The following is a 20,940-nucleotide window of genomic DNA, read 5'->3' on the forward strand; positions in this document are numbered from 1 at the left end:
TTTGGAAGGAGGTGCTGTCGTGAAAAGAATTGCTGTTGTGGAAGATGAAGTCTATATGCGGGAAGAACTCTGCAATATGCTCCAAAAGGACGGGTATCTTGCGGAGGCAATCACCGAGTTTGAAGATGCCGCTCGGCTCCTGGCAGCCCTCCGTCCTGACCTTGTGATCTTAGACCTGAATTTGCCGGAGATCAGTGGCTTTCAAATCTGCCAGGAACTAAAGAATAAAACCGCTATCCCCGTCCTGGTACTAACTTCCAGAGATCAGGTAAAGGATGAACTGCAAGCGTTCCACTTGGGTGCCGATGAATATTTGACGAAGCCGTGCAGAAAAGACCGGCTTCTTGCCAGGGTATCCAATATTCTCAAAAGGTATGAAGGCCGTACCAATCTCATAGAGGGACCAGATTTCCTGTTAGACCAGCAGACCTACACGCTTTATATTCATAATACCTCTGTCGTGCTTCCAAAAAATCAGGGAAAACTGTTGGTTGCTCTTTTGTCCGGCGGCGATGCTCTGGTCACGACGGAGCAACTTTGCATAGCACTATGGGGAACCACGGAATACATAGACGAAAATGCCTTGCAGGTTAATCTGACCAGGCTGAAAAAGACGATGTCCGGTCTTGAGATGAAGCAGCGAATCGTTGCGGTTCGTGGGATGGGCTATCGTCTGGAAACGGGGGTGGCTCCATGAAGCAGCTTTGGCGCATAACAGAGCGATACTACCCCTGGCTATTGTTGCTGTTGGGCGTGGATTGCTTTTGTGCTATCATTCTTTGGATTTCTGACATTCAGGCATTTCAACCCTTGATTGGGTTAGTAGTTCTGACAAGCCTCCTTTTGTTTTCAGCGATTCTGTTTGTACTAAACAAGCGGGAGACTACCCGCCGAGAACTGTTCCGGGATTTCCTCAGTGATCCTACCATCTGCAACGAGGAACGGCTGCTCAGTGCCATCAGCCGGGAAGAAGGAGAATCTATCCGGCTTCTGGCATCAGTTTTACAGGAACACAAAACTGAGAGTAACAGTATGGCAGATGCCCTACAGGACTATGAAGAATATGTGGAGGGCTGGGCACATGAAGCGAAAACGCCCCTATCGTTGCTGACCATGCTCTTGGATAACCGGAACGATGAAATCTCTCCTTCCCTGCAAGCAAAGCTGGATTATGTCCGCAGTCAGCTTCAGGAGGATGTCACGCAGATGCTGTACTATGCCCGGTTGAAGAGCAGTACAAAGGATTACCGATTTGAGGATGTCAATTTGAATGACTGCTTGGGTGAAGTTCTGGAGGACTATGCCCCACTTCTTGAAGAGAAGCAGTTTGTCATTCTCAACAAACTGCAATCTGAAACAGTCTATACAGACCGTAGAGGACTTCAGTTTATGTTGGGACAAATCGTTAGCAATGCCATCAAATATAGCAGCGATAGTCCCATGCTTACAATTTCCGTGATACATTCGGAGACCGCAGATATCCTTTCTGTTGAAGATAACGGCATTGGCGTAAAAAAATATAATCTGCCGTACATTTTTCAAAAGGGCTTTACCGGGGATTCTACTGACAGCAGAAAGAAGGCTACCGGTATGGGACTTTACCTGGTTAAGAAGATGGCCGACGATCTAAATCTTCATCTGGAAGCAGCTTCCCAGTGGGGGAAAGGGCTTCAAGATTGTCATCTTCTTTCCTAAATTGAGATCCAACGGAGGGAAATAATATAAACAGAAAAACGCCCGCAGGATTTTCTCCTGCGGGCAGCGTGTTGTCAGCTATCCCAAGGCTTGTATTCTGTTACAGTTTTCAAATAGGTTTCGGGATCGCCGTTCAAGATAAGGTCTGCATACTCCAAAGGAGCGTTGTAGATCAAATAATCCAGCTCTGACCGCTGATACATATTGTCAGCAATCTCGTTCTCAACGGCGATAGTGTCAATCGCAATCATACTGCCGTCGCTGAATTTCACTTCCACACAGCAATTATCCATATTGTAGGCACAAGATATTAAGGTTTTCATGGTATGTCCTCCATAATTCGTAATATAAAGCGAAAATCCCGTCTGACTTCCTGTTAGAAATCAGACGGGATTTGTCCATATGCACCCCGGAAACCGTCAGCTAACAGTTGATAAGTAAATTAGTTCCTTATCACTGTTAAGCCAAGGTTTCCGGGGTTTTTCTGTTATTCCGTCGGCAGTTCTACCACAGCCTTCGCCCCACATGGCGTATTCTGCCCAAACGTGGCCTTTCCACCATGTGCCTCCGCAATCTGCTCTACCACATGTAGTCCCAGAATATGGGGCGTATTCTCTCCTATTTCGCCGGAGGACAGGGCGGCAAGCACCGTTTCCGGATAGCCTTTGCCGTTATCCGCCACGGTCAGATGAAGCATTTCTTCCACCACGTCTATCTGTATGGAAATCCTGACCGGGGCAATGATGTTGTATACGTTTGATTGCGCGCCATTCCCCCCAGAATGCCGTACACTGTTACTGATCAAATTTTCCAGCAGTCGTCCCAGCAGCGCACGATCTACCAGAATCTGTGCATGTTCCGCGGCATCGCTCTGGTGAAGAGAGATTTCACACTTCTCGGCCAGGGGGCTGTCGTACAGCTGAGCTACCAGTTCACGGAAAAGTGGCCCGGCGGTGAAGCGTTCTTTGCGCAGCGGCTGCGCACCGTATTCCAGTTTGCTGGTCAGGTTCAGATCATCAATGAGGGAGCGGAGTTTTTCACTCTGGGTACGGATGCCTGCGGCTTTCTGACGTGCGGTATCCGGCAGCGCAGCGTTTTGTTCTAGCTGTTCGCTCCAGCCCAGGATCAGGGCCAGCGGGGTGCGGACGTCGTGGCTGACGCCTGCGATCCACTGGGTACGGGCGTCATCCCGCCGTGCCAGCATCTCATTTTTCTGTTGCAGATGGGAGCTGGTCCGGTTCAGCTTTTCGGCCAGCTCTCCGGTAAACCCGCTGGTGGGCAGCTGCACAGTCTTGCCCTGGGCCAGGGTATCCAGACCGGCAGCCACTGTTTGAAGCTGTCTGGTGCCCCGCCATCCCAGCCAGAAACAAAAGGCCAGTCCCAACAGCAGAGACCCGGGCAGAATGAAGAAAATGCTGTGCACCAGATCCCGCAGGCCGTCCGGCGAGTTGTACAGGTTGTACCGCCACAGGCTTCCTTTGGGCAGGCCGATGACAAACAGCCCATAATCTGTCACATGGCAGAACACCGGATAATCCCGCAGATACCAGCGGGAGAAGCTGGCAATGTCGCTGGCGGTGTAGGTTTTGTGCAATTCTTCTGGCAGGGCATAGTTCCATATTATATGTCCCTGATCGTCCAGCACCATGGCCCATGCATAGCCATCCATCCATTCTTCCGGCGTGTGTTCTGCGCCGAACATCAGTGTATCCTCCGTTTTTATCATAGCGTCCGCAATAACGGTGGAATCGTAGGTCTGTCGGGGCAGCCGCTGCCCTTCCCGCCATCCTAGCCAGGCGATCAAACCAATGCCGAGAAAAAGCAGTAGCACAACAATGCTTACCGCTGCCAGCACATAGCGGCGGATGAGACGTACAAAGGTTTTCATGCGGATTCCTCCTTTGCCAGCTTGTAGCCGATGCCTCGAACGGTGAGAAGGAGTTGGGGTTGTCCGGGATCTTTTTCGATCTTTTGCCGCAGATGGCGGATGTGGACGCCCAGACTGTTTTCATATCCGTAATAATCGGCACCCCAGACGGATTCGCACAGTGCATCGTAGGTGACAATATGGCCGCGGTTTTCAGCCAGCTTGCGCAGCAGCGCCAGTTCTGTGGCGGTGAGGGGAAGGACACGCCCATCCGGCCATGTGACCAGGGCGTCCTGTAAGTCTGTCCTGCAGGCACCCAGCGTAACCGTTTTGTTCCGGCCAAGGGACAGCTCCGCCCGATAGGCCCGCTGCAGGATATGCTGTACGCGAAGAAGCAGTTCCTGCATGAGAAAAGGCTTGGTCAGGTAATCATCCGCGCCGAGACCCAGCCCAAACAGGCGGTCGGCGTCTGCATCCCGGGCTGACAGAAACAGTGCGGGGATATCTGCTTTGCCCCGCAGAGCCCGGAACAGGGAAAAACCGTCTCCATCCGGTAGGTTGATGTCCAGGATCATCAGCTGGGGGATGTCTGCGGCAAATGCCCTTTTCGCTTCCGCGCAGCTTCGGACTGTCTGAATATGACGGTAACCTGCGTCCGTCAGCTGCTCCTGGAGCAGACGAAGCAGATCCGTGTTGTCATCCACGACCAGAATGCGGATTTCATAAATGCTGTTCATTGACAGGTACCTCCGGTTTTTTGTTTTACTATAGCATACTTTTCTCTCCGGCATCCGAAAACGGCGAAAATTTAAGGGGAAATTAAGGTGGGATTTTCGTGAGATTAAGGCGCGGGGTGTAAGCTGAAATCGTTCTGAAAAACGAGAGAGGAGTGACGGATATGAAATCTGTAATCAAGACCCACGATCTGTGTAAAACCTATGCGGGGATCCCGGTGGTGGATCATCTCCGGCTGACAGTGCCCCAGGGCTGCGTCTACGGCTTTCTGGGCCCCAATGGGGCGGGAAAATCCACCACCATGAAGATGCTGCTGGGCCTGGTGCACCCCACCGCCGGCAGCGTGGAGCTGCTGGGAAAACCGTTAAAAGAAGAAAATCGCATTGCCCTGCTGCGGCAGACGGGCAGCCTCATCGAATCTCCTTCCGGGTATCTCCATCTGACCGCCCGGGAAAATCTTTCCATTGTTGCCAGACTAAAGGACGTACCCCGGAAGGATATCGATCGGGTGCTGGAGATCGTGCACCTGACCGCCGATGCCAACCGGAAGGTGGGACAGTATTCCCTGGGCATGAAACAGCGGCTGGGCATCGCCATGGCCCTGCTGGGCAGCCCGAAGCTGCTCATCCTGGATGAGCCCACCAACGGTCTGGATCCGGCGGGTATGCAGGAGATGCGCGAGCTCATTGCAGCCATGCCGGAGACCACCGGCGCCACCGTGCTGATCTCCAGCCATCTGCTGGGGGAGATGGAGCAGATGGTTTCCCAGGTGGGCATTTTAGATCATGGGAAAATGCTGTTTGAAGGTTCTCTGCAGGAGCTGCAGCGGCACAGCAGAGGAGGCGTCCTGCTGCGGGTGCTGGATGTGTCGAAAAGTGTTGAAGTAGTAAAACGGCGGGGCATCAAAGCGCGGATCAGCATGCGGCAGCCGGATCTTCTTCTTCTGCCTCCGCTGGAGGATGAGCCGCTGGCGGCTCTTGTCAGCGCATTATCGGAAAACGGAGCCGGTGTGGTGGGCGTGATGCCCCAGACAAAAAATCTGGAAGAAATTTTCCTAAGTCTGACAAACCGACAGGGGGAGGTGGCGTAATATGGCAGTATCTTTTGCCGCAGAACTGCAGAAAGCCCGCCGCCGTCATGACCTGCTGCTCTGTCTGCTGGTACCCTGCATTCTGGTCCTGTGGGTGGGCGGCCTGTCCAAGGGGAGTCCGGAGGAGCTGGCCAACGGGTATAGTGAACTGCTCTACAGCGTTCCAGTCATCCATGCCATTATGCTTCCGGTCTTGATGTCCGTTCTGGCCAGCCGCCTGTGGGATATGGAAAACCGGGGAAATATGCAAAAGCTGTTATACACGCTGCAGAGCCGCCGCAGCCTGTTTGTGGGGAAGGTGTTGTTTGGTGGCCTGGAAATTTTCCTGGTCACTTTTGTGGAAATGGCGGCACTGATCTTGCTGGGAAACCTGCACGGATACACGGAAAGCTTTCCCGGCGGCCAGTTTTTGTATCTGGCAGTGTGCACGCTGGATGTGAATCTGATGCTGTTCTTTTCGGCATTTCTCATCGTGCTGTTTGCCGGAAATTCCCTTCCGGCGCTCTGCGTGGGGATCGTGGGGGCTCTGTTGGGCCTGTTTTCCGCCTTTCTGCCGCCCATCGTCAGCTATTTTGTGCCCTGGGGCTACTTCATCCCGCTGGGGGCCTATGAGGTGGCGGACTGGGAGGAGGCCACCCATACGGTTACCTATGGCGTTCGCGGATGCAACTGGGGGCTGCTGGCATTTACAGTGGTCGTCAGCGGACTGCTGCTGTATATATGCTGGCGCAGCGTGCAGAGACAGGAGGTGTGAAAAAGATGCTGAAGCGATGTATTGCTGCAGAGAATCAAAAGCTGCATGCGTCCCCCATCTGGGCCATGTTCTTCCTGCTGCCGGTGATCTCGGCCGGGTACGGCACCTTTAATTATTTACAGAATCTGGAAATTTTGAAGGACGGGTGGTACAGCCTGTGGACGCAGCACACGCTGTTCTATTCCATGTTTTTCTTCCCGGCCATGGTGGCTGTCTATGCGGCCTACCTGTGGCGGCTGGAGCATCAGGGACACAACTGGAATCTGATCATGGCAAGTCCGGTGCCGCCGCTGGATCTGTTTCTGGCCAAATTTGTGGTGGTGGCAAAGCTGGCCCTTCTGACCCACGGGTTTGTGTTTCTGCTGTTTGTCCTGTGCGGAAAAGGATTTGCCCATCTGCCGGGCTGGCCGCCGGTGACGCTGCCCCTGTTTTTGCTGCGGGGCGCATTCGGTGCGCTGGCGGTCATTGCTGCCCAACTGCTGCTGGCCATGGTCATCCGCAGCTTTGCGGTGCCCGTTTTCCTGGGGCTGCTGGGTGGGATCAGCGGGATCTTTGCGGGGGTGAAGGGGCTTTCTCTGCTCTGGCCCTATGCCCTCATGCAGATCGGCATGAACGCCAACAAGGGCACGGATGTCCTGCATGGAAAATACGGGCAGTTTTTTGGAAGCTGTGTTCTCTGGTCGGTGGGATTTCTGCAGCTGGCGTGGTTCCTTTTGAAAAAACGGGACGTGCGGGCGTAGAATTTCAGAAAAATAAAAAAGACTGTCATTTTTCACAGAAAAAAGACAGTCTTTCTGGTTCTGTGGCTTAGTTTCCGTACATGAGGAAAGACATGATCTTCTGGAAATCCTCGGGTTCAGAGAATTTCAGATCCAGTTCTTTGATGTATGCCTCATTGTTGAAAATGCTGGACATGGAAACGAACTGGCAGAGTTTGGATTTCAGGTTAAGGACGTCGCCGTCTGCCGTCACCAGCTCTACAGTGCCTTTGCACTCGTTTACCACATCAAAAAAGCCTTTGACATCTGTGATGTTCTGCAGTTTCATATGTTTCTCCCTCCTGTTTGTAATGTATCCCATTCGCAATCAGCGTAGCATGTTCTGTCAGGGAAAACAATGGATGTTTTTTGCTCTGACATGCAATATCTTGCTCATTTTTCATTGGTGGAATCCTTTACAACCAGAGCGGAAAGGCATACAATATTTTTATAAAAAATGTGAATTGCGGAGGGTACAAGGGTGAAAAAAGAGATGGATATTGTGGCATTGGGGGAACTGCTCATCGATTTTACCGAGGCGGGAACAGGCGCGGACGGCATGAAGCTGTTTGAACAGAATCCGGGCGGGGCGCCGGCCAACCTGCTGACGGCGGCCAGCCATATGGGATATCGCACGGCATTTATCGGAAAGGTGGGCACGGACATGCACGGCGCTTTTCTGAAAAAGACACTGGAAAAAGAGGGCATTGATACCCGGGCACTGGTGGAGGATCCGGCGACGTTTACGACGCTGGCGTTTGTAGAGATCAATGAGAACGGAGAGAGGAATTTTTCTTTTGCGAGAAAACCGGGGGCAGATACCCAGCTGCGCAAGGAAGAGCTGGATCGGGAGCTGCTGTCCGACTGCCGGATTTTTCATTTCGGTTCCCTGTCCCTGACGGACGAGCCTTCCCGGAGCGCGACATGGGAAGCGGCTAGACTGGCGAAAGCGGCAGGGGCGCTCATTTCCTATGATCCCAATTATCGGCCGCCGCTGTGGCGCAGTCAGGAAGAAGCGGCAGAAGGGATGAAATCGGTGGTGTCGCTGGTGGACGTAATGAAGGTGTCGGACGAGGAGAGTCTGCTGCTGACCGGTGAGACGACCTATGAGAAGGCGGCTTTGCGGCTGCTCGCCCAGGGGCCGAAGCTGGTGGCTGTCACACTGGGCGGCGATGGCGTGCTGCTGGCATCGAAGGCGTATCAGGAGATGATTCCGGCCTTTCGGACCGAGGCGGTGGACACCACCGGCGCAGGGGATTCCTTCTGGGGCGGATTCTTAAGCCGTTTCCTTTCCTATGAGAAGGAGCTGGAGCAGATGACCTGGGATGAGCTGAAAAACTGTGCGGTAACGGGAAATGCAGTGGCAAGCCTGTGCGTCAGAAAGCGGGGCGGTATTCCGGCGGTTCCGTCCAGGGATGAGGTGGAAGCCTTTTTGCATAGCACATTGGCCTGAGAAAATTTTCGTTAAATTTCGTAAGAAATCGTCAGAAAATCGTAAGAAATAGGGCGGGAGAATACAGGTCGGGCGGTTGACATCCGAAAATGCAAAGAGTAGAATAGAGGCGGTTAAAGAGAACAAACAATGGGAATATAGATCTGGCAAAGCAGTCGAAAGGCTGTGACGCAAAGCTACAGGGCCTGTGAAATGGCAGCCAGTTGCACGTACAATAAGGAGAGTATCGTGGTAAGTTCGCGGTACTCTTTTTGTTTCCATGAAACAAAATTGTCCGAAGCAAGCTGTGCTGCGGCTGCATGGATGGCCGGATCTTTGGCAGGAAACACCTGTCGGTGAAGAAAGGAAGAAGTATGAATCCAAAAGGAAAGGAAGCGCAGAGACAGGAACAACACGTGTTGGAAACGCTGTGCAGAGAATATGAGATCCTCTGCCAGATCGATCTTTCGGCAGATACGTATGTCTGTGATTACAGGAAACCGCAGGAAAATGCAGACGGGACGGCAGATTTCCCCGGGCAGGGAAAATTTTCGGAGGCACTGGCAGTCTACGTGCAGAGAAGAGTTTGGCCGGAGGACAAAAAGATTTTTGATGCACTGATTTCCAAAAAGATACTGACCAGACAGCTGCGGACGGATGGCACTGTGCGCGTGCGCTATCGGGGCAGTGATGGCAACAGCAGGAAAATGTATGAAATGCAGGTGATCGCCGGAACCCATGGGGAAAATCCGGGAGACACTTGTGGATCACCGGCGGTGATGACGATCCGTCGTGTGGATATTTTCCTGGCAGACGAAGAAAATATCAAAAAAGAGCTGCTGCAGCGGTTTGAAAAAGAGGAACGCCGGGAGCTGACTGTTCTGCATCGGGCACTGCATACCGGGGTATGGACGGCGGTCTTTGATCAGGACAGAAAGCTGGTAAAGCCCGGTGTGGGCGACAGCCTGCGCCTCATGCTGGATATTCCACAGGCGGATCAGCTGCCCCGTACAAAAGAGGAATGGAAGCGCCGGGTGCGGCCGGAGGAAATAGAAACGATCCGGGAGAAGTTCTGTGCCCTGCTTGCATCCCGGGAGAAGGAGCCGTCTCTGGAACTGGAATGTGAGCTTCGGACAGACTGGGGAGAATATCGGTGGTTCCGGGTATATGGCTGCCGTTTCCCGGAGGAAAATGGCGGATACCGGATCACGGGTGTGCTGACGGACATAAACGAAGAACACCGGATCAGAGCGTCAAAGGCAGACGGGATGCATCGGATGCGCAGCCGGGAGGGCGAGCTGGAAGCCGTCATCGCCAGACTGCGGCAGGAAAGCCTGGAGAAATCTGAGTTCCTGACAAGAATTTCCCATGATATCCGCACGCCGGTCAATGGCATCAAGGGGCTGCTGGCCATGGCGAAAACCCATGCCGATGACCGGGAGATGGTGGTGGATACGCTGACCAAAGCGGAGAACGCGGAGCTTCTGCTGGAAATCCTTGTGGATGACATTTTACATATGAGCCAGTCTGTGAAAAATGATCCGTTTTATCACGGGGAGGTCACAGATCTGCTGGAACTGCTGAAAAGCAGCCGGGAGGTTTTTCTCGGGGAGGCACTCCACAAGGGACTTGTGGTACATCCGGGCCGGGTAGAGGTGAAGCATCCGAAGGTGTATGCCAATGGGCATTACCTGAAACGCATCTGGCTGAACCTGATCAACTGCTGTATCAAATACAATCAGGAGGGCGGTTCCATTGAGCGGTGGATCATCGAGACACCCATCAACAGCTCCCATTCCATGTATACGTTCATCCTGCGGGACAGCGGCGGGGAGATCAACAAGGAATTTATGCAGGAGATCGTTGCTCCGCTGACGAGAAGTGAGATCGGCCGGGAGGATATCATACAGAAAACGGGTCTGAGCATGGTGGTGACCCGGGAGCTGGCAGAGCTCATCGGCGGTACGGTGGATGTGCGCAATGAGCCCGGTGCGGGCACGATATTTACATTTAAGATCCCCATGGAAATCTGCCCGGAAGCAGGATCGGAGCCACAGCCGGATGCGGGAACATCGGATGCGGACGATACATGCGAGGGAGAATTGCAGGGGGAAACGCATTCTCATTGCAGAAGACAACGAGCTGAATCTGGAGATCCTGCAGTATTTTCTCGGAAAGCGGGGCGCACAGCTGCTCACTGTCCGGGACGGCAAGGAAGCGGTGGAGGCGTTCAGACGGTCTGAGGAGGGAAGCATTGATCTCATTCTCATGGACATCATGATGCCGGTGATGGATGGACTGGAGGCAACCCGTCTCATTCGTGACATGGAGCGGGCCGATGCTGCCGCTGTGCCCATTCTGGCCATGACAGCCAATGCGTTTGCGGAGGACGTGAAAAATACAAAAGAGGCAGGAATGAACGAGCATCTGTCCAAACCGCTGAACATGCCCAAGGTCATGCAGTGCATGAACCGGTATCTGAAAAAATAACAGATCAGGAAATATGGATTTTTAAGAAAAGACAGGAGACAGCGAAAACTGTGCCTGTCTTTTTGCTTCACGTTGTTGCAACTTTTGGGTTTGCTTTTTCATCTATAATATAAAGACAAAATAAGAGACAGAGGTGAGTTCCATCGAGCAGGATGTTTACGAAATGCTGGTGACGTACATTGTGGAAAATCAGGACAAGTTTTACCGGCTGGCATTCAGTTACGCGCACAACCAGGAAGATGCGCTGGATATTGTGCAGAATGCGGTGTGCAAAGCGCTGGAAAATTATCAGAATCTGAACAACCAGCGGGCCATCCGCACCTGGATGTACCGCATTGTGGTCAATGAAAGTCTGCAGCTGCTGAAAGCCCGGGAGCGGGAGGTGCTTTCCGGGGAAGATCAGCCGGAGGCTAGCTATCAGGAACCGGGCTTTGAAGCACCGGAAGAGGATCTGATGGCGCAGCTGGATCGGCTGGAATGGACGGAGCAGGAGGTGATCCGCCTGCGATATTTTGAGGAGTTGTCGTTGAAGGAGATTGCGGAGATTCTGACAATGAATCTGAACACCGTAAAAGCGAAATTATATCGGGGATTGAAAAAATTGAAAGTGCAGATGCAGGAGGGGGATTGTATATGAAGAGAATGGAAGATGCGAAAAAGCGATATGACGAAATTCCGATTCCGGCGGAGCTTCATGCCCGGGTGCAGCAGGAGATTGCCAAAGCCGATGCCAGAAGAGCGGCGGAGATGGGGCAGAAGCGGAGTGTGCAGCGACAGGCGACGGTGATAGGAGTGGGACAGAAGTGGAGCACACCGGTGACAGACAGTGTTCGGTCACAGACGGCATCGATAGAAGTGGAACAGCTTGGACGAGCTGGCGATTTCTGTGGAAATTCCTTCTGTGGAAACCATTGCGGCGGACACAGATAGCGTCACCGGGCAGGTCAATGAGGACATTTATACGTTTTGTGAGGCTTATGCCGCCGAGGCACAGCAGCGGGCAGAAGAATACAAGGAGGCATTTCTGGCAACCGGCGGCACCCAGGAGGAATGGGCAGCGCATGACATCCGCATTCAGGTGTCCTATGACATTCTGACGCAGACAGAGGATTATCTGTCGCTGGTGGTGTCCGGCACCGAAAGCTGGACCAGTGCGTACAGCGAACTGCGGTATTACACATTGGATATGCATACCGGTAAATGGATCGCCCTGGAGGATGTGCTGGGGGCGGATTATGCAGCGCTGGCAACTGAGCAGGTGCGGCAGCAGGCGGAGGCACTTGCAGCAGAGACAGGTGTCGCTTATGAGCTGGAACAGTGGCAGGGTGTCACGGCAGATACTTCGTTCTATATGAATGCGGACGGTAATCCGGTGGTCGTTCTGGAAAAATATGAGATCGCGCCGGGCGCGGAAGGACGGTTAGAATTTGAGATTACGCAGTGACAGGCATTGTGAGATTGAAGTCAAAGATCAAGGTCAAAAATTGGAACCTTAAATCAGGAATGTAGATGAGAAAACAGGAGTATTCTACATGATGGTGGCATCGGAACGGATGATTTTGAAAATGGAGATAGAAGAGCTTCGAAGAATGGCAGAAAAGGAGACAGAAAATCGTGAGAAGAAAAGGGACCTATGCAGCAGCACTGGTACTGATGCTGGCGCTGGGCGGCTGCGGGCAGAAGCAGGCGGAAAAGGATACAAAGGTAGAGACAACAGAGGTAGAGACAACAGAGGCAGAAGAGGACAGCACACAGAATGTCGTATCTGACGGGGAGGCAAATTTCTCCGTGGACAGTGAAATGGTGACGGAATTTGCACAGAAGGTGCAGCTGCTGGTGGCTTCTGAGGATCTGGAAGGGCTGGCGGATGTGACTGCTTATCCGGTGTATATCGGGTTTGCAGAGGATGGACAGGTCATCGAGTCCAAGGAAGAACTGATAGCTCTTGGCGCAGACAAGATTTTCACGCCGGAACTGAAAACCATGATTGCTGGTGTGGATGTGAAAAATCTTTCCGCCAGCATGGCAGGATTTGTGATGAGTGATGACAGCGGTAAGCCCAATATCACCTTCAGCATGACAGACGGTGCGTTAAAGATTGTGGGGATCAACTACTAAATCGGACAATGGAGAATCATAAAAGAACTGTCCTGGTATTGGAAACATGCCGGGGCGGTTCTTTTTCTTTATGTCCCGAACGATAGAAACAGCTGGTTTGTGTATCCCATCAATGATTGAAATAGAGAGTAGAAACTGCGATAACCTGGGAAACTGGAAAAGTGTGTTTCACAGAGGTGAAAATATATAGTAATAGAAACTATATATATTAGAACTGAAAACTATTTATATTGACATTACAAGGGAAGAAGATTATACTGAAAATAGTTTGATTGTCAAAATAATAGGAGGAATACACAGTGCAGAGTTTGAAGATTGGTCAATGGGAAGTCCAGGTGCCCATCATCCAGGGCGGTATGGGCGTAGGCGTCAGCCTGAGCGGTCTGGCGGGGGCAGTAGCCCGGGAGGGTGGCATCGGCATCATTTCCACAGCGCAGATCGGATTTGCGGAGGAAGGGTTTGAGAGGGATCAGCCAGCGGCGAATCTGCGGGCCATTCGAAAGCATATTGCCAGGGCAAAGGAGATCGCCGGAGGAAACGGCCTGGTGGGCGTCAATGTGATGACGGCCCTGAAACATTACGCGGATCATGTACGGGAGGCTGCCGCGGCAGGGGCCGATGTGATCATCTGCGGGGCAGGACTGCCCACGGATTTACCGGCGCTGATCCAGAATCCGAGGAAAACAAAGATCGCGCCCATCGTGTCCTCTGCCCGGGCAGCGCAGCTGATTCTGAAGCTGTGGGATCACCATTATCACCGGACGGCGGATTTCCTCGTAGTGGAAGGGCCACTGGCCGGGGGGCATCTGGGATTTTCCAGGGAACAACTGGAGCACCTGGAGGAGTATGATTTTGATGAAGAGCTGCGAAAGATCATGGCCTGTAAGCGGGAATATGAAGAGAAGTATGGAACTGCCATCCCTGTCATTGCCGCGGGCGGTATTTTTGACTATAAAGATGTGACCCATGCCCTGTCCCTGGGGGTGGATGGCGTGCAGATCGCCAGCCGGTTCGTGGCGACAAAGGAGTGCGATGTGTCGGAGGCTTATAAACAGGCGTACATCCGGGCAGAGGAGAAGGATATTGCCATCATTCAAAGCCCGGTTGGCATGCCGGGGCGGGCACTACGCAATGCCTTTATCCGGCGGGTGGAGGAGGCGAAGGCGCCCATCCGCAAATGCTACAACTGCCTGAAAAAATGCAATCCGGCGGAAGTGCCCTACTGCATCACCAAGGCGCTCATTGACGCGGTGAAGGGCGATGTGGAAAATGGACTGGTATTTTGCGGAGCCAATATTGGGCGCATCCGGGAAATGACAACCGTGCATGATCTGATAAAAGAATTAATAGGATAGAAAAAAAGAATTGCAGTCATGACAAAAATCATGACTGCAATTCTTTTTTATATATAAGGTGCTGCCTGATATTCTTTCAGGACTTCTTTTACAAATAATTCCATTTCCGGTGTTGTATTGCTTATATGAGAGTTATAGGAGAGATAGAATGGCAGTTTGCAGTCATTTATATGGATTGGGCATAAGGTTTGGGTAATCCTGGGATGGCTATATTTCAATTGACAATGTAAAACACTGGTAAATCCGATACATTGAGAGGTGAGATCCAAAGCAAGGGGCAGGGAAGATGCCTTTATTTCTTTTTCTGGTTGAAAATGTGCTTTTTTAAGAGCTTCTTCTGCAATATAACTCATAATGGCAATAGGCTTACAATGAATAAGAGAAACATTCCGGAGTTTTTCAAAATCCAGAATCAAAGGATGCTCGAGAGTGGCATTTGCAGTATCGTGTGCAATGAGCGCAGGATGGTTTCTGTGTCCTACCAGGTAGATTTTTTCATAAAACAATAATTCAGAACGGATAGCTGCATCTGATATAGGAGAACACACAAAGGCGGCATCTATCTGATGTGCAGTCAGTCTTTTTACCAGATTACCGGCGAGATCCTGTATGGGATCGATCTGAATGTTGGGATATGCATGAATGACCCTGGGGATTATTCTGGAAAGAATGTATTCACCGGTAACATAGGGAACGCCTATCTTTATTGTGTGACCAGAGATCGAAGAGGCCTGTTTGAGTTCAAGCAGTAATTTGTTTTCGAGATCAAGAATGGTATTCGCATATATGCAAAAGCGTTTACCGGCGGGTGTCAGACAGATGGGAGAGGAGGAACGGTCGAATAAGGTTACTCCAAGTTTTTCCTCCAGGGAGTTGATATATCTGCTGAGGGCAGGCTGAGAAACGTATAATAGTTCAGCGGCTTTGCTGATACTGTTACATTTGGAAATAGTAAGTACATAGTGAAAATCTTTATCATTCATATGCCGTCATTCCTTTCCGGTGTTACTGCGAGTAAAAAAGGACAAAAATATAATGATTGAAGGTTATAAAATAACCAAAAAAATGCAAATTTGAAATGCGATTACTATGAGAATATCCTATAGAAACATCATAGAAATCATATCATACCAAAAATGATATGTCAATTATACCCAAAAAGGCTTTGGACTTAAATATAGGGGGATGATATGATAATGACACAAGATACTTTTTGTGAAATATGAAAGAAAAGGGGTGCATGTAAATGCCAAAAATTCAGTTGGATGTAGTAGTATCTCAGAGAAAAAACCGTACAGATGGATTTATCAATTATGGACAGAAAGCAGATTTATCTTTCTATCAGATACCGGTTATTATCATCGAAGGTGGGAAACCCGGAAAAACACTGCTTGTTGATGGAGCCATGCATGGAGATGAGACAGAAGGGTCAGAAGCGATTATAAAGCTTGCGGCAGAATTGGAGGGTCAGGAGTTCAACGGAACATTCATCGGAGTGCCAGCCTTAAATATGGAAGCTTTTACTGTGATCAGCCGTGCAACAATTGTGGATGGCTTCAACCTGAATCGGGTATTTCCCGGACGTAAAGATCAGTATACCACACACTATCTGGCAGCTATTTATATGGAAAGAGTCGTGCAGTATGCGGATGCAGTCATTAATTTCCATGGAGGCGGAGATGTACTTCATCTGGAACCGCTTTGTGCATTTTTGCCGTTTGACGGTCCGGATGATAAACTTGGAAAAGTATGTTATGAAATGGCAAAGGCGTTTAATGTACAGTATCTATGGTCTCAGCAGAATCTTCCATTCGCAGGAATTACTTCTCTGGAATACAAAAAAGCATTTGGTATCCCGACAATTATTCCGGAAGTGGGATCTCAATGCAGTCGTTTACATAATAGATTCCGTGATATTGAAATATGTTATAACGGAATAAAAAATGTTATGGCATATTTTGAAATGATTCCGCCGACAAATCAGAAACCGGTTGAGAACAAAATGCATATTGAATTGAATTATCTGCATTCTCGTAATGGCGGCTTCATGACGCCGATCAAAAAAGAAGGGGAATTATTTGAGGAAGGCGATTTGCTGTGTGTGATTGATGATCTTTTTGGCAGACGGGTAGAAGAAATATATGCACCATGGAAGGGTGTGGTGATAGGATTCTGGAGCGTTCCGGTTATTCATCCGGGTGACTGGTGTTCCCTGGCAGGACGCCTGATCGATCCTCCGGCTGATTATAACGGATAATGAAAATAAAAAGAATTTTCAGAAAGAGGGATGGTTAATGAAAATGAAAAAAATCTGGGCAATTTTGCTGACAACAGCCATGGTTTTCTCCTTATGTGCATGTGGAAATAATCAGAAGAAAGAGCAGGAAACGGATACCGGTTCCGCATCTTCCAAAGAAGCATCAGAGGATAAGATAAAAATCAGCATTGCGACCCCATGTGCGGATGGAAATCCAATGATGGATCTTGTATATTACTGGCAGGAACAGGTCGATGAAATTCTGCCGGGCAGAGTAGAATGGGAGACTTATCCAAATTCTACCATGGGTTCGGAACGTGAGATCGTTGAAATGGTTATGGATGGAACGCTGAGCGGTGCGCTGGTAGGGCCTTCTAATATTACAGCCTTTGCGCCTATGCAGGCGGTGCGCCTTCAGGACATGCCATTCCTTTTTAAAGATGGGGATGAACTGTATGCTGCCGGGGAAGAGTGGATGAACGAGGCAATTAATAAAGAATGTGAATCGTATGGCCTTACAACAATTTTCTATGAATACATTATGGGACAGGAAATTGAAAATACCAAGCGTCCGATTTATACGCCGGATGATGTAAAAGGATTAAAGATTCGCGTGTATGATTCTCCGGGACCGTACAATTTCCTGGAGGCTTGCGGCGGACTTCCGGTAGCAATGGCATTCAGCGAAGTTTATACAGGAGTACAGCAGGGGGCAATTGACGGCCTGTATACAACAACCAGTAATTTTGTTCCACAGAAATTTACGGAAGTATGTAAATATCATACAAAACTGACAATTACAAACCTTGGAATGACAATGTTATTTAATCTTGATACATTGAACAGTTATCCTCAGGATCTTCAGGACGCAATGAAAGAGGCTGGAAAGAGAACCGAAAAATACTGTCAGGAAGTTGTCAGCCCAGATACAAAGACAAAAACTTATGACGATATTGCAGCTGCCGGAGTAGAAATCAATGAGGTTACAGAGGAACAGTATCAGGTATTTGCTGATCAGGTATCAGATTATTGTTATGAGAAACTGCGTGAGGATGTAGGATCTGAACTGTGGGACAAGTGTATAAACTGGCTGGAGGAATATCGCGCCAGATAACGGTGCCTGCGAAAAGATAAAGAAAGGGGCGTCGCACAGATATTGTTTTGTGCGGCTGCCCTGCTGAATAAAGAACGAGACAAAGGAGGACAACAGCAATGAAAAAGATATATGAGGTTTATAATCGTATAGAAAAGAACCTCCTTGGTTTGATCATGTGCGTTTTGATTATCATGGGATTTACGCAGGTGCTCTGTCGATTTGTATTTAAAATGTCCTTAGCCTGGGCAGAAGAAATGATGACGTTTTGTATGATCTGGCTGGCATATCTGGGATCCAGTGCAGCTGCACATGAGAAAAAACATATTCTGGTAAGTATGTTTGTTGATCTGTTTCCGAAGCCTTTGCGAAAAGTGCTTACTGTACTTTCACAGATGCTTTGGCTGATATGCAGTGCAATAATGCTGTATCTTGGAGGTTATGTGACGGTTAACTATATAAATCGAAACGCAGCTACTTTAGGCGGAAAGTATCCATTTTGGATCGCATCTGTTATTATTCCGATCAGTATGTTCCTGATTGGAATCCGGATTATTCTTTTGATCATACAGACCTTTAGGGGAGAAAGTGACACTCGTTCACAGGAAGAGATTGTTCGGGAGGAAATAGACATATGAATACAGTGCTGATACTTGGATTATTTTTTCTGCTGGTAATATTGAAAGTTCCGATTGCATTTTCTTTGCTGTTGTCTTCAATAATCAGTTGTTACATATTGAATCTTGCGCCTCTCACGGCTATTGCATCAGCGGCAATGAATTCTCTGTTTTCTTATCCTCTTCTGGCAATTCCATTCTATATTTTTGCCGGATCGGTTATGACAAAAGGAGGTATCTCCAAGAAACTGTGTAATTGGATAGGAACAGTTTTTTCCAGGTTTACAGGTGGACTTGGGATGGTGACGGTAGTAGCATCTGCTTTTTTTGCAGCATTAAGTGGATCTGCTTCTGCAACAACCGCCTCGATTGGTTCCATGATGGTGCCGGAGATGGAGGAACAGGGATACAGAAAACCTTATGGACTCGCCATTGCAGCAGCTGGTGGTGTTATCGGCCCTATTATTCCGCCCAGTGTTATGTTCGTGTTATACGGGGTAGGAACGGAAACATCTATAGGAAGTTTGTTTTTGGCAGGTGTGATTCCGGGAATTCTGATGGCTGTTTTCTTGTGCGGAGCGGTTTATATGACAGCTAAAAGGGAAGGGCTCAAAGCCAGTGACGGACATTTTCAGTTTTCTGCTTTCCTGAAGGCAATGTGGCTGGCAAAATGGGCTATTCTGGTTCCGGTCATCATCCTTGGAGGGATTTACAGTGGAATGTTTACTCCGACAGAGGCAGGTGCAGTCTGTTGCATTTATGCGGTAATTATAGCATTATTTGTAGATCGCACGCTCGATCTGAAAGGGATTTTGGAATGCGCATCGGAATCTGCCGTGACAGGTGCAACTATTTTTATTCTTCTGGCTGCTGCCGGTGTTTTTGGAAAAGTGATGACGCTGGCGCAGGTTCCGCAACAGCTGTCTGCAGGAATTCTTGCAGTTGCTGACAGTAAATTTATGGTATTGCTTCTTATTAATCTACTCCTTCTTGTTGTAGGGTGCATTATGGATGGAGGCGCTGCGGTTGTCATTCTGGCGCCATTGCTGCTTCCGGTTGTCAGAGCTTTTGGAATTGATGCGATTCAATTTGGTATCATTATTTGTCTGAATTTAAGTGTTGGTGCGATTACACCACCTGTTGGTTCCTGCCTGTTTGTGGCTACGGTAATAGGAGATACTCCTTTGGAAAAAATTGCAAGAGAAATCATTCCTTTTCTTGTGGCAGAGTTGCTTGTACTATTACTTGTAAATGCATTTCCGGCAGTTTCTATGGGCATTTTGGGTTTGACCGCATGACAAAAATAATAAATAAAACGCAGGGATATCATGGTGAAGAAGATGAAACGGGAATTATTCTGTAAAATTTTGAATAGTGAAATGCAGCTTGCAACAGGTTGTACAGAACCGGCAGCAGTGGCATTGTGTGCAGCCTATGCAAGTGAGCAGTTAGGGACAGAAGTGGCTGAAGTACACGTGCTGGCTAGTGTGAATATCATAAAGAATGCAATGTCTGCCGGAATACCGGGAATTTCGAACACCGGGATTAATTATGCAGCAGCACTTGGTGCTATAGGAGGCGTGGTGGAACGGCAACTCCAGGTGATTGACAGCACATCAGAAAAAGAGCGGGAAAAGGCAGTAAAACTGGTAAAAGACGGCCATGTCCATATGGGAATGAAAAATACAGAAGAAAAACTGTATATTGAAGTGGAGGTAAGAAGTGCGGACGGACATCAGGCAAAAGCAATCATAGCAACCGCGCATACGAATCTGGTATATCTGGAAAAAGATGGTGTTTGTCTGTTGAAAAAACAACAGTTAACCGGAACGGAGAAAATATCTCCGGATTTGGTGGAACATACATTGTCCGTAGAATCCATTTATCGCTTTGTCAATGAACTGGATCGCCAGACTGACGATCTTCACATGGTGGAACTGGCAATTGCGGTGAATAAACGAATTGCAGAAGAGGGAGCACAGAAACCATTTGGTCTTACGATCGGACAGCATATTATGAATGCCAGAAGCGAAGGAACTATGGGGAGTGATGTGGTGACTGCGGCAATGGAACGCACAGCAAGTGGAATTGATGCCCGTATGGGAGGAGCTGGTGTGCCGGTGGTTACCAATTCGGGTTCGGGAAATCAGGGAATAACAGCGACAATACCGGTGCTTACTGCGGCGGAAGCCTTTGGGATAGATGACGACAGACTGTTTCGGGCGGTAACCTTGTCGCATCTGATGGCAATCTATATTCATTGTCGTTTCGGGCTTTTATCAGCGCTTTGCGGAGCAACGATTGCAGGAACCGGAGCAAGCTGCGGAATCGTGTATTTGCTGGGCGGGGGTCCGAAAGAAATAGGATATGCCATTAATAACATGATGGGATGCGTGACGGGAATGCTTTGTGATGGAGCCAAGGCAGACTGTGCAATGAAAGTCAGTGCCTGTGTAAACATGGCTTTTTTATCAGCGTTTATGGCAATAAAAGGAACCTGTGTTTCATCCGATGAAGGGATCGTGGAAGAAGATCCTGCACATACAATCCGCAATTTTGTGCGGCTTGGAAATGATGGCTCCCCGGTGATGGACAATATTATTCTTGATATTATGTTTAGCAAGCGTACAGGGAAAACGTTGGAATAATTAGATTATGAAATGAAGAAAAGGTATTCTG

Annotated in this window: 23 protein-coding genes and 1 riboswitch; of the genes, 18 read left to right on the forward strand and 5 right to left on the reverse strand. The window is 49.4% G+C overall.

Annotation, left to right across the window (positions count from 1 at the left end):
- The first annotated feature begins 19 nt into the window (after positions 1-19).
- Positions 20-697 carry a response regulator transcription factor gene (locus RJD28_03735; GenBank protein WNV58648.1) on the forward strand — a complete coding sequence of 226 codons (678 nt, stop codon included), beginning with the start codon at positions 20-22 and terminating at the stop codon, positions 695-697.
- 146 nt (positions 698-843) lie between these two features.
- Positions 844-1,695: a sensor histidine kinase gene (locus RJD28_03740; GenBank protein WNV58649.1), complete on the forward strand. Its 852-nt coding sequence runs from the start codon at positions 844-846 to the stop codon at positions 1,693-1,695.
- 74 nt (positions 1,696-1,769) lie between these two features.
- Here the strand turns inward: RJD28_03740 and RJD28_03745 are convergent, their stop codons facing one another.
- From RJD28_03745 to RJD28_03755, 3 genes are all read right to left on the reverse strand, one after another.
- On the reverse strand, positions 1,770-2,018 hold the full coding sequence (locus RJD28_03745) for a DUF6061 family protein (protein ID WNV58650.1): 249 nt from the start codon (positions 2,016-2,018) through the stop codon (positions 1,770-1,772).
- A 164-nt stretch (positions 2,019-2,182) separates the two neighbouring features.
- Positions 2,183-3,583: a HAMP domain-containing sensor histidine kinase gene (locus tag RJD28_03750; protein ID WNV58651.1), complete on the reverse strand. Its 1,401-nt coding sequence runs from the start codon at positions 3,581-3,583 to the stop codon at positions 2,183-2,185.
- On the reverse strand, positions 3,580-4,299 hold the full coding sequence (locus RJD28_03755; GenBank protein ID WNV58652.1) for a response regulator transcription factor: 720 nt from the start codon (positions 4,297-4,299) through the stop codon (positions 3,580-3,582). Before RJD28_03755 ends, RJD28_03750 begins: the two co-directional genes overlap by 4 nt.
- Before the next feature lie 161 nt (positions 4,300-4,460).
- On the opposite strand from RJD28_03755, the gene RJD28_03760 reads away from it, so the two are divergent.
- The 3 genes from RJD28_03760 to RJD28_03770 are packed head-to-tail and all read left to right on the forward strand — an operon-like array spanning position 4,461 to position 6,881.
- Positions 4,461-5,387, forward strand: a complete 927-nt coding sequence (locus tag RJD28_03760) for an ABC transporter ATP-binding protein (GenBank protein WNV58653.1) — start codon at positions 4,461-4,463, stop codon at positions 5,385-5,387.
- Between the two features lies 1 nt (position 5,388).
- Positions 5,389-6,141 carry an ABC transporter permease gene (locus RJD28_03765; GenBank protein WNV58654.1) on the forward strand — a complete coding sequence of 251 codons (753 nt, stop codon included), beginning with the start codon at positions 5,389-5,391 and terminating at the stop codon, positions 6,139-6,141.
- A 5-nt stretch (positions 6,142-6,146) separates the two neighbouring features.
- Positions 6,147-6,881, forward strand: a complete 735-nt coding sequence (locus RJD28_03770) for an ABC transporter permease (GenBank protein ID WNV58655.1) — start codon at positions 6,147-6,149, stop codon at positions 6,879-6,881.
- A 67-nt stretch (positions 6,882-6,948) separates the two neighbouring features.
- Here RJD28_03770 and RJD28_03775 read toward each other — a convergent pair whose 3' ends face one another.
- Entirely contained in the window at positions 6,949-7,188 is a 240-nt protein-coding gene (locus RJD28_03775; protein ID WNV58656.1) for a polya polymerase, read from the reverse strand.
- Positions 7,189-7,380: 192 nt separating this feature from the next.
- Here RJD28_03775 and RJD28_03780 point away from each other — a divergent pair, with 192 nt between their 5' ends.
- From RJD28_03780 to RJD28_03815, 8 genes are all read left to right on the forward strand, one after another.
- On the forward strand, positions 7,381-8,352 hold the full coding sequence (locus RJD28_03780; GenBank protein ID WNV58657.1) for a carbohydrate kinase: 972 nt from the start codon (positions 7,381-7,383) through the stop codon (positions 8,350-8,352).
- A gap of 135 nt (positions 8,353-8,487) precedes the next feature.
- Positions 8,488-8,563, forward strand: a riboswitch (cyclic di-GMP riboswitch).
- Between the two features lie 142 nt (positions 8,564-8,705).
- Positions 8,706-10,574 (forward strand): PAS domain-containing sensor histidine kinase, encoded by a 1,869-nt coding sequence (locus tag RJD28_03785; protein WNV58658.1) that lies wholly within the window; start codon positions 8,706-8,708, stop codon positions 10,572-10,574.
- Positions 10,489-10,821, forward strand: coding sequence for a response regulator (locus tag RJD28_03790; GenBank protein ID WNV59555.1), 333 nt, complete (start codon positions 10,489-10,491; stop codon positions 10,819-10,821). Before RJD28_03785 ends, RJD28_03790 begins: the two co-directional genes overlap by 86 nt.
- A 142-nt stretch (positions 10,822-10,963) precedes the next feature.
- Positions 10,964-11,458 carry a sigma-70 family RNA polymerase sigma factor gene (locus tag RJD28_03795; GenBank protein ID WNV59556.1) on the forward strand — a complete coding sequence of 165 codons (495 nt, stop codon included), beginning with the start codon at positions 10,964-10,966 and terminating at the stop codon, positions 11,456-11,458.
- The gene (locus RJD28_03800; GenBank protein WNV58659.1) at positions 11,455-11,751 is read left to right on the forward strand and encodes a hypothetical protein; all 297 of its coding nucleotides are present in this window, start codon (positions 11,455-11,457) and stop codon (positions 11,749-11,751) included. Before RJD28_03795 ends, RJD28_03800 begins: the two co-directional genes overlap by 4 nt.
- Positions 11,687-12,265: a DUF3298 domain-containing protein gene (locus RJD28_03805; protein WNV58660.1), complete on the forward strand. Its 579-nt coding sequence runs from the start codon at positions 11,687-11,689 to the stop codon at positions 12,263-12,265. Before RJD28_03800 ends, RJD28_03805 begins: the two co-directional genes overlap by 65 nt.
- A gap of 170 nt (positions 12,266-12,435) precedes the next feature.
- Entirely contained in the window at positions 12,436-12,939 is a 504-nt protein-coding gene (locus tag RJD28_03810) for a hypothetical protein (protein WNV58661.1), read from the forward strand.
- Between the two features lie 356 nt (positions 12,940-13,295).
- Positions 13,296-14,294 (forward strand): nitronate monooxygenase family protein, encoded by a 999-nt coding sequence (locus RJD28_03815; protein ID WNV59557.1) that lies wholly within the window; start codon positions 13,296-13,298, stop codon positions 14,292-14,294.
- Between the two features lie 47 nt (positions 14,295-14,341).
- Here RJD28_03815 and RJD28_03820 read toward each other — a convergent pair whose 3' ends face one another.
- Positions 14,342-15,277, reverse strand: coding sequence for a LysR family transcriptional regulator (locus RJD28_03820; protein ID WNV58662.1), 936 nt, complete (start codon positions 15,275-15,277; stop codon positions 14,342-14,344).
- Between the two features lie 263 nt (positions 15,278-15,540).
- Here RJD28_03820 and RJD28_03825 point away from each other — a divergent pair, with 263 nt between their 5' ends.
- The 5 genes from RJD28_03825 (at position 15,541) to RJD28_03845 (ending at position 20,909) form a co-directional block, all read left to right on the forward strand.
- Complete coding sequence (locus RJD28_03825) at positions 15,541-16,551, forward strand: M14 family metallopeptidase (protein WNV58663.1); 1,011 nt, start codon at positions 15,541-15,543, stop codon at positions 16,549-16,551.
- Positions 16,552-16,588: 37 nt separating this feature from the next.
- Positions 16,589-17,665 carry a TRAP transporter substrate-binding protein gene (locus RJD28_03830; GenBank protein ID WNV58664.1) on the forward strand — a complete coding sequence of 359 codons (1,077 nt, stop codon included), beginning with the start codon at positions 16,589-16,591 and terminating at the stop codon, positions 17,663-17,665.
- A 98-nt stretch (positions 17,666-17,763) separates the two neighbouring features.
- Positions 17,764-18,282 carry a TRAP transporter small permease gene (locus tag RJD28_03835; GenBank protein ID WNV58665.1) on the forward strand — a complete coding sequence of 173 codons (519 nt, stop codon included), beginning with the start codon at positions 17,764-17,766 and terminating at the stop codon, positions 18,280-18,282.
- Complete coding sequence (locus tag RJD28_03840) at positions 18,279-19,559, forward strand: TRAP transporter large permease (protein ID WNV58666.1); 1,281 nt, start codon at positions 18,279-18,281, stop codon at positions 19,557-19,559. The genes RJD28_03835 and RJD28_03840 overlap by 4 nt, the downstream gene beginning before the upstream one ends.
- Positions 19,560-19,589: 30 nt before the next feature.
- Positions 19,590-20,909 (forward strand): L-serine ammonia-lyase, iron-sulfur-dependent, subunit alpha, encoded by a 1,320-nt coding sequence (locus RJD28_03845; protein ID WNV58667.1) that lies wholly within the window; start codon positions 19,590-19,592, stop codon positions 20,907-20,909.
- The last annotated feature ends 31 nt before the right edge of the window (positions 20,910-20,940 follow it).

Source organism: Oscillospiraceae bacterium NTUH-002-81 (assembly GCA_032620915.1).
Classification (GTDB): Bacteria; Bacillota; Clostridia; order Lachnospirales; family Lachnospiraceae; genus JAGTTR01.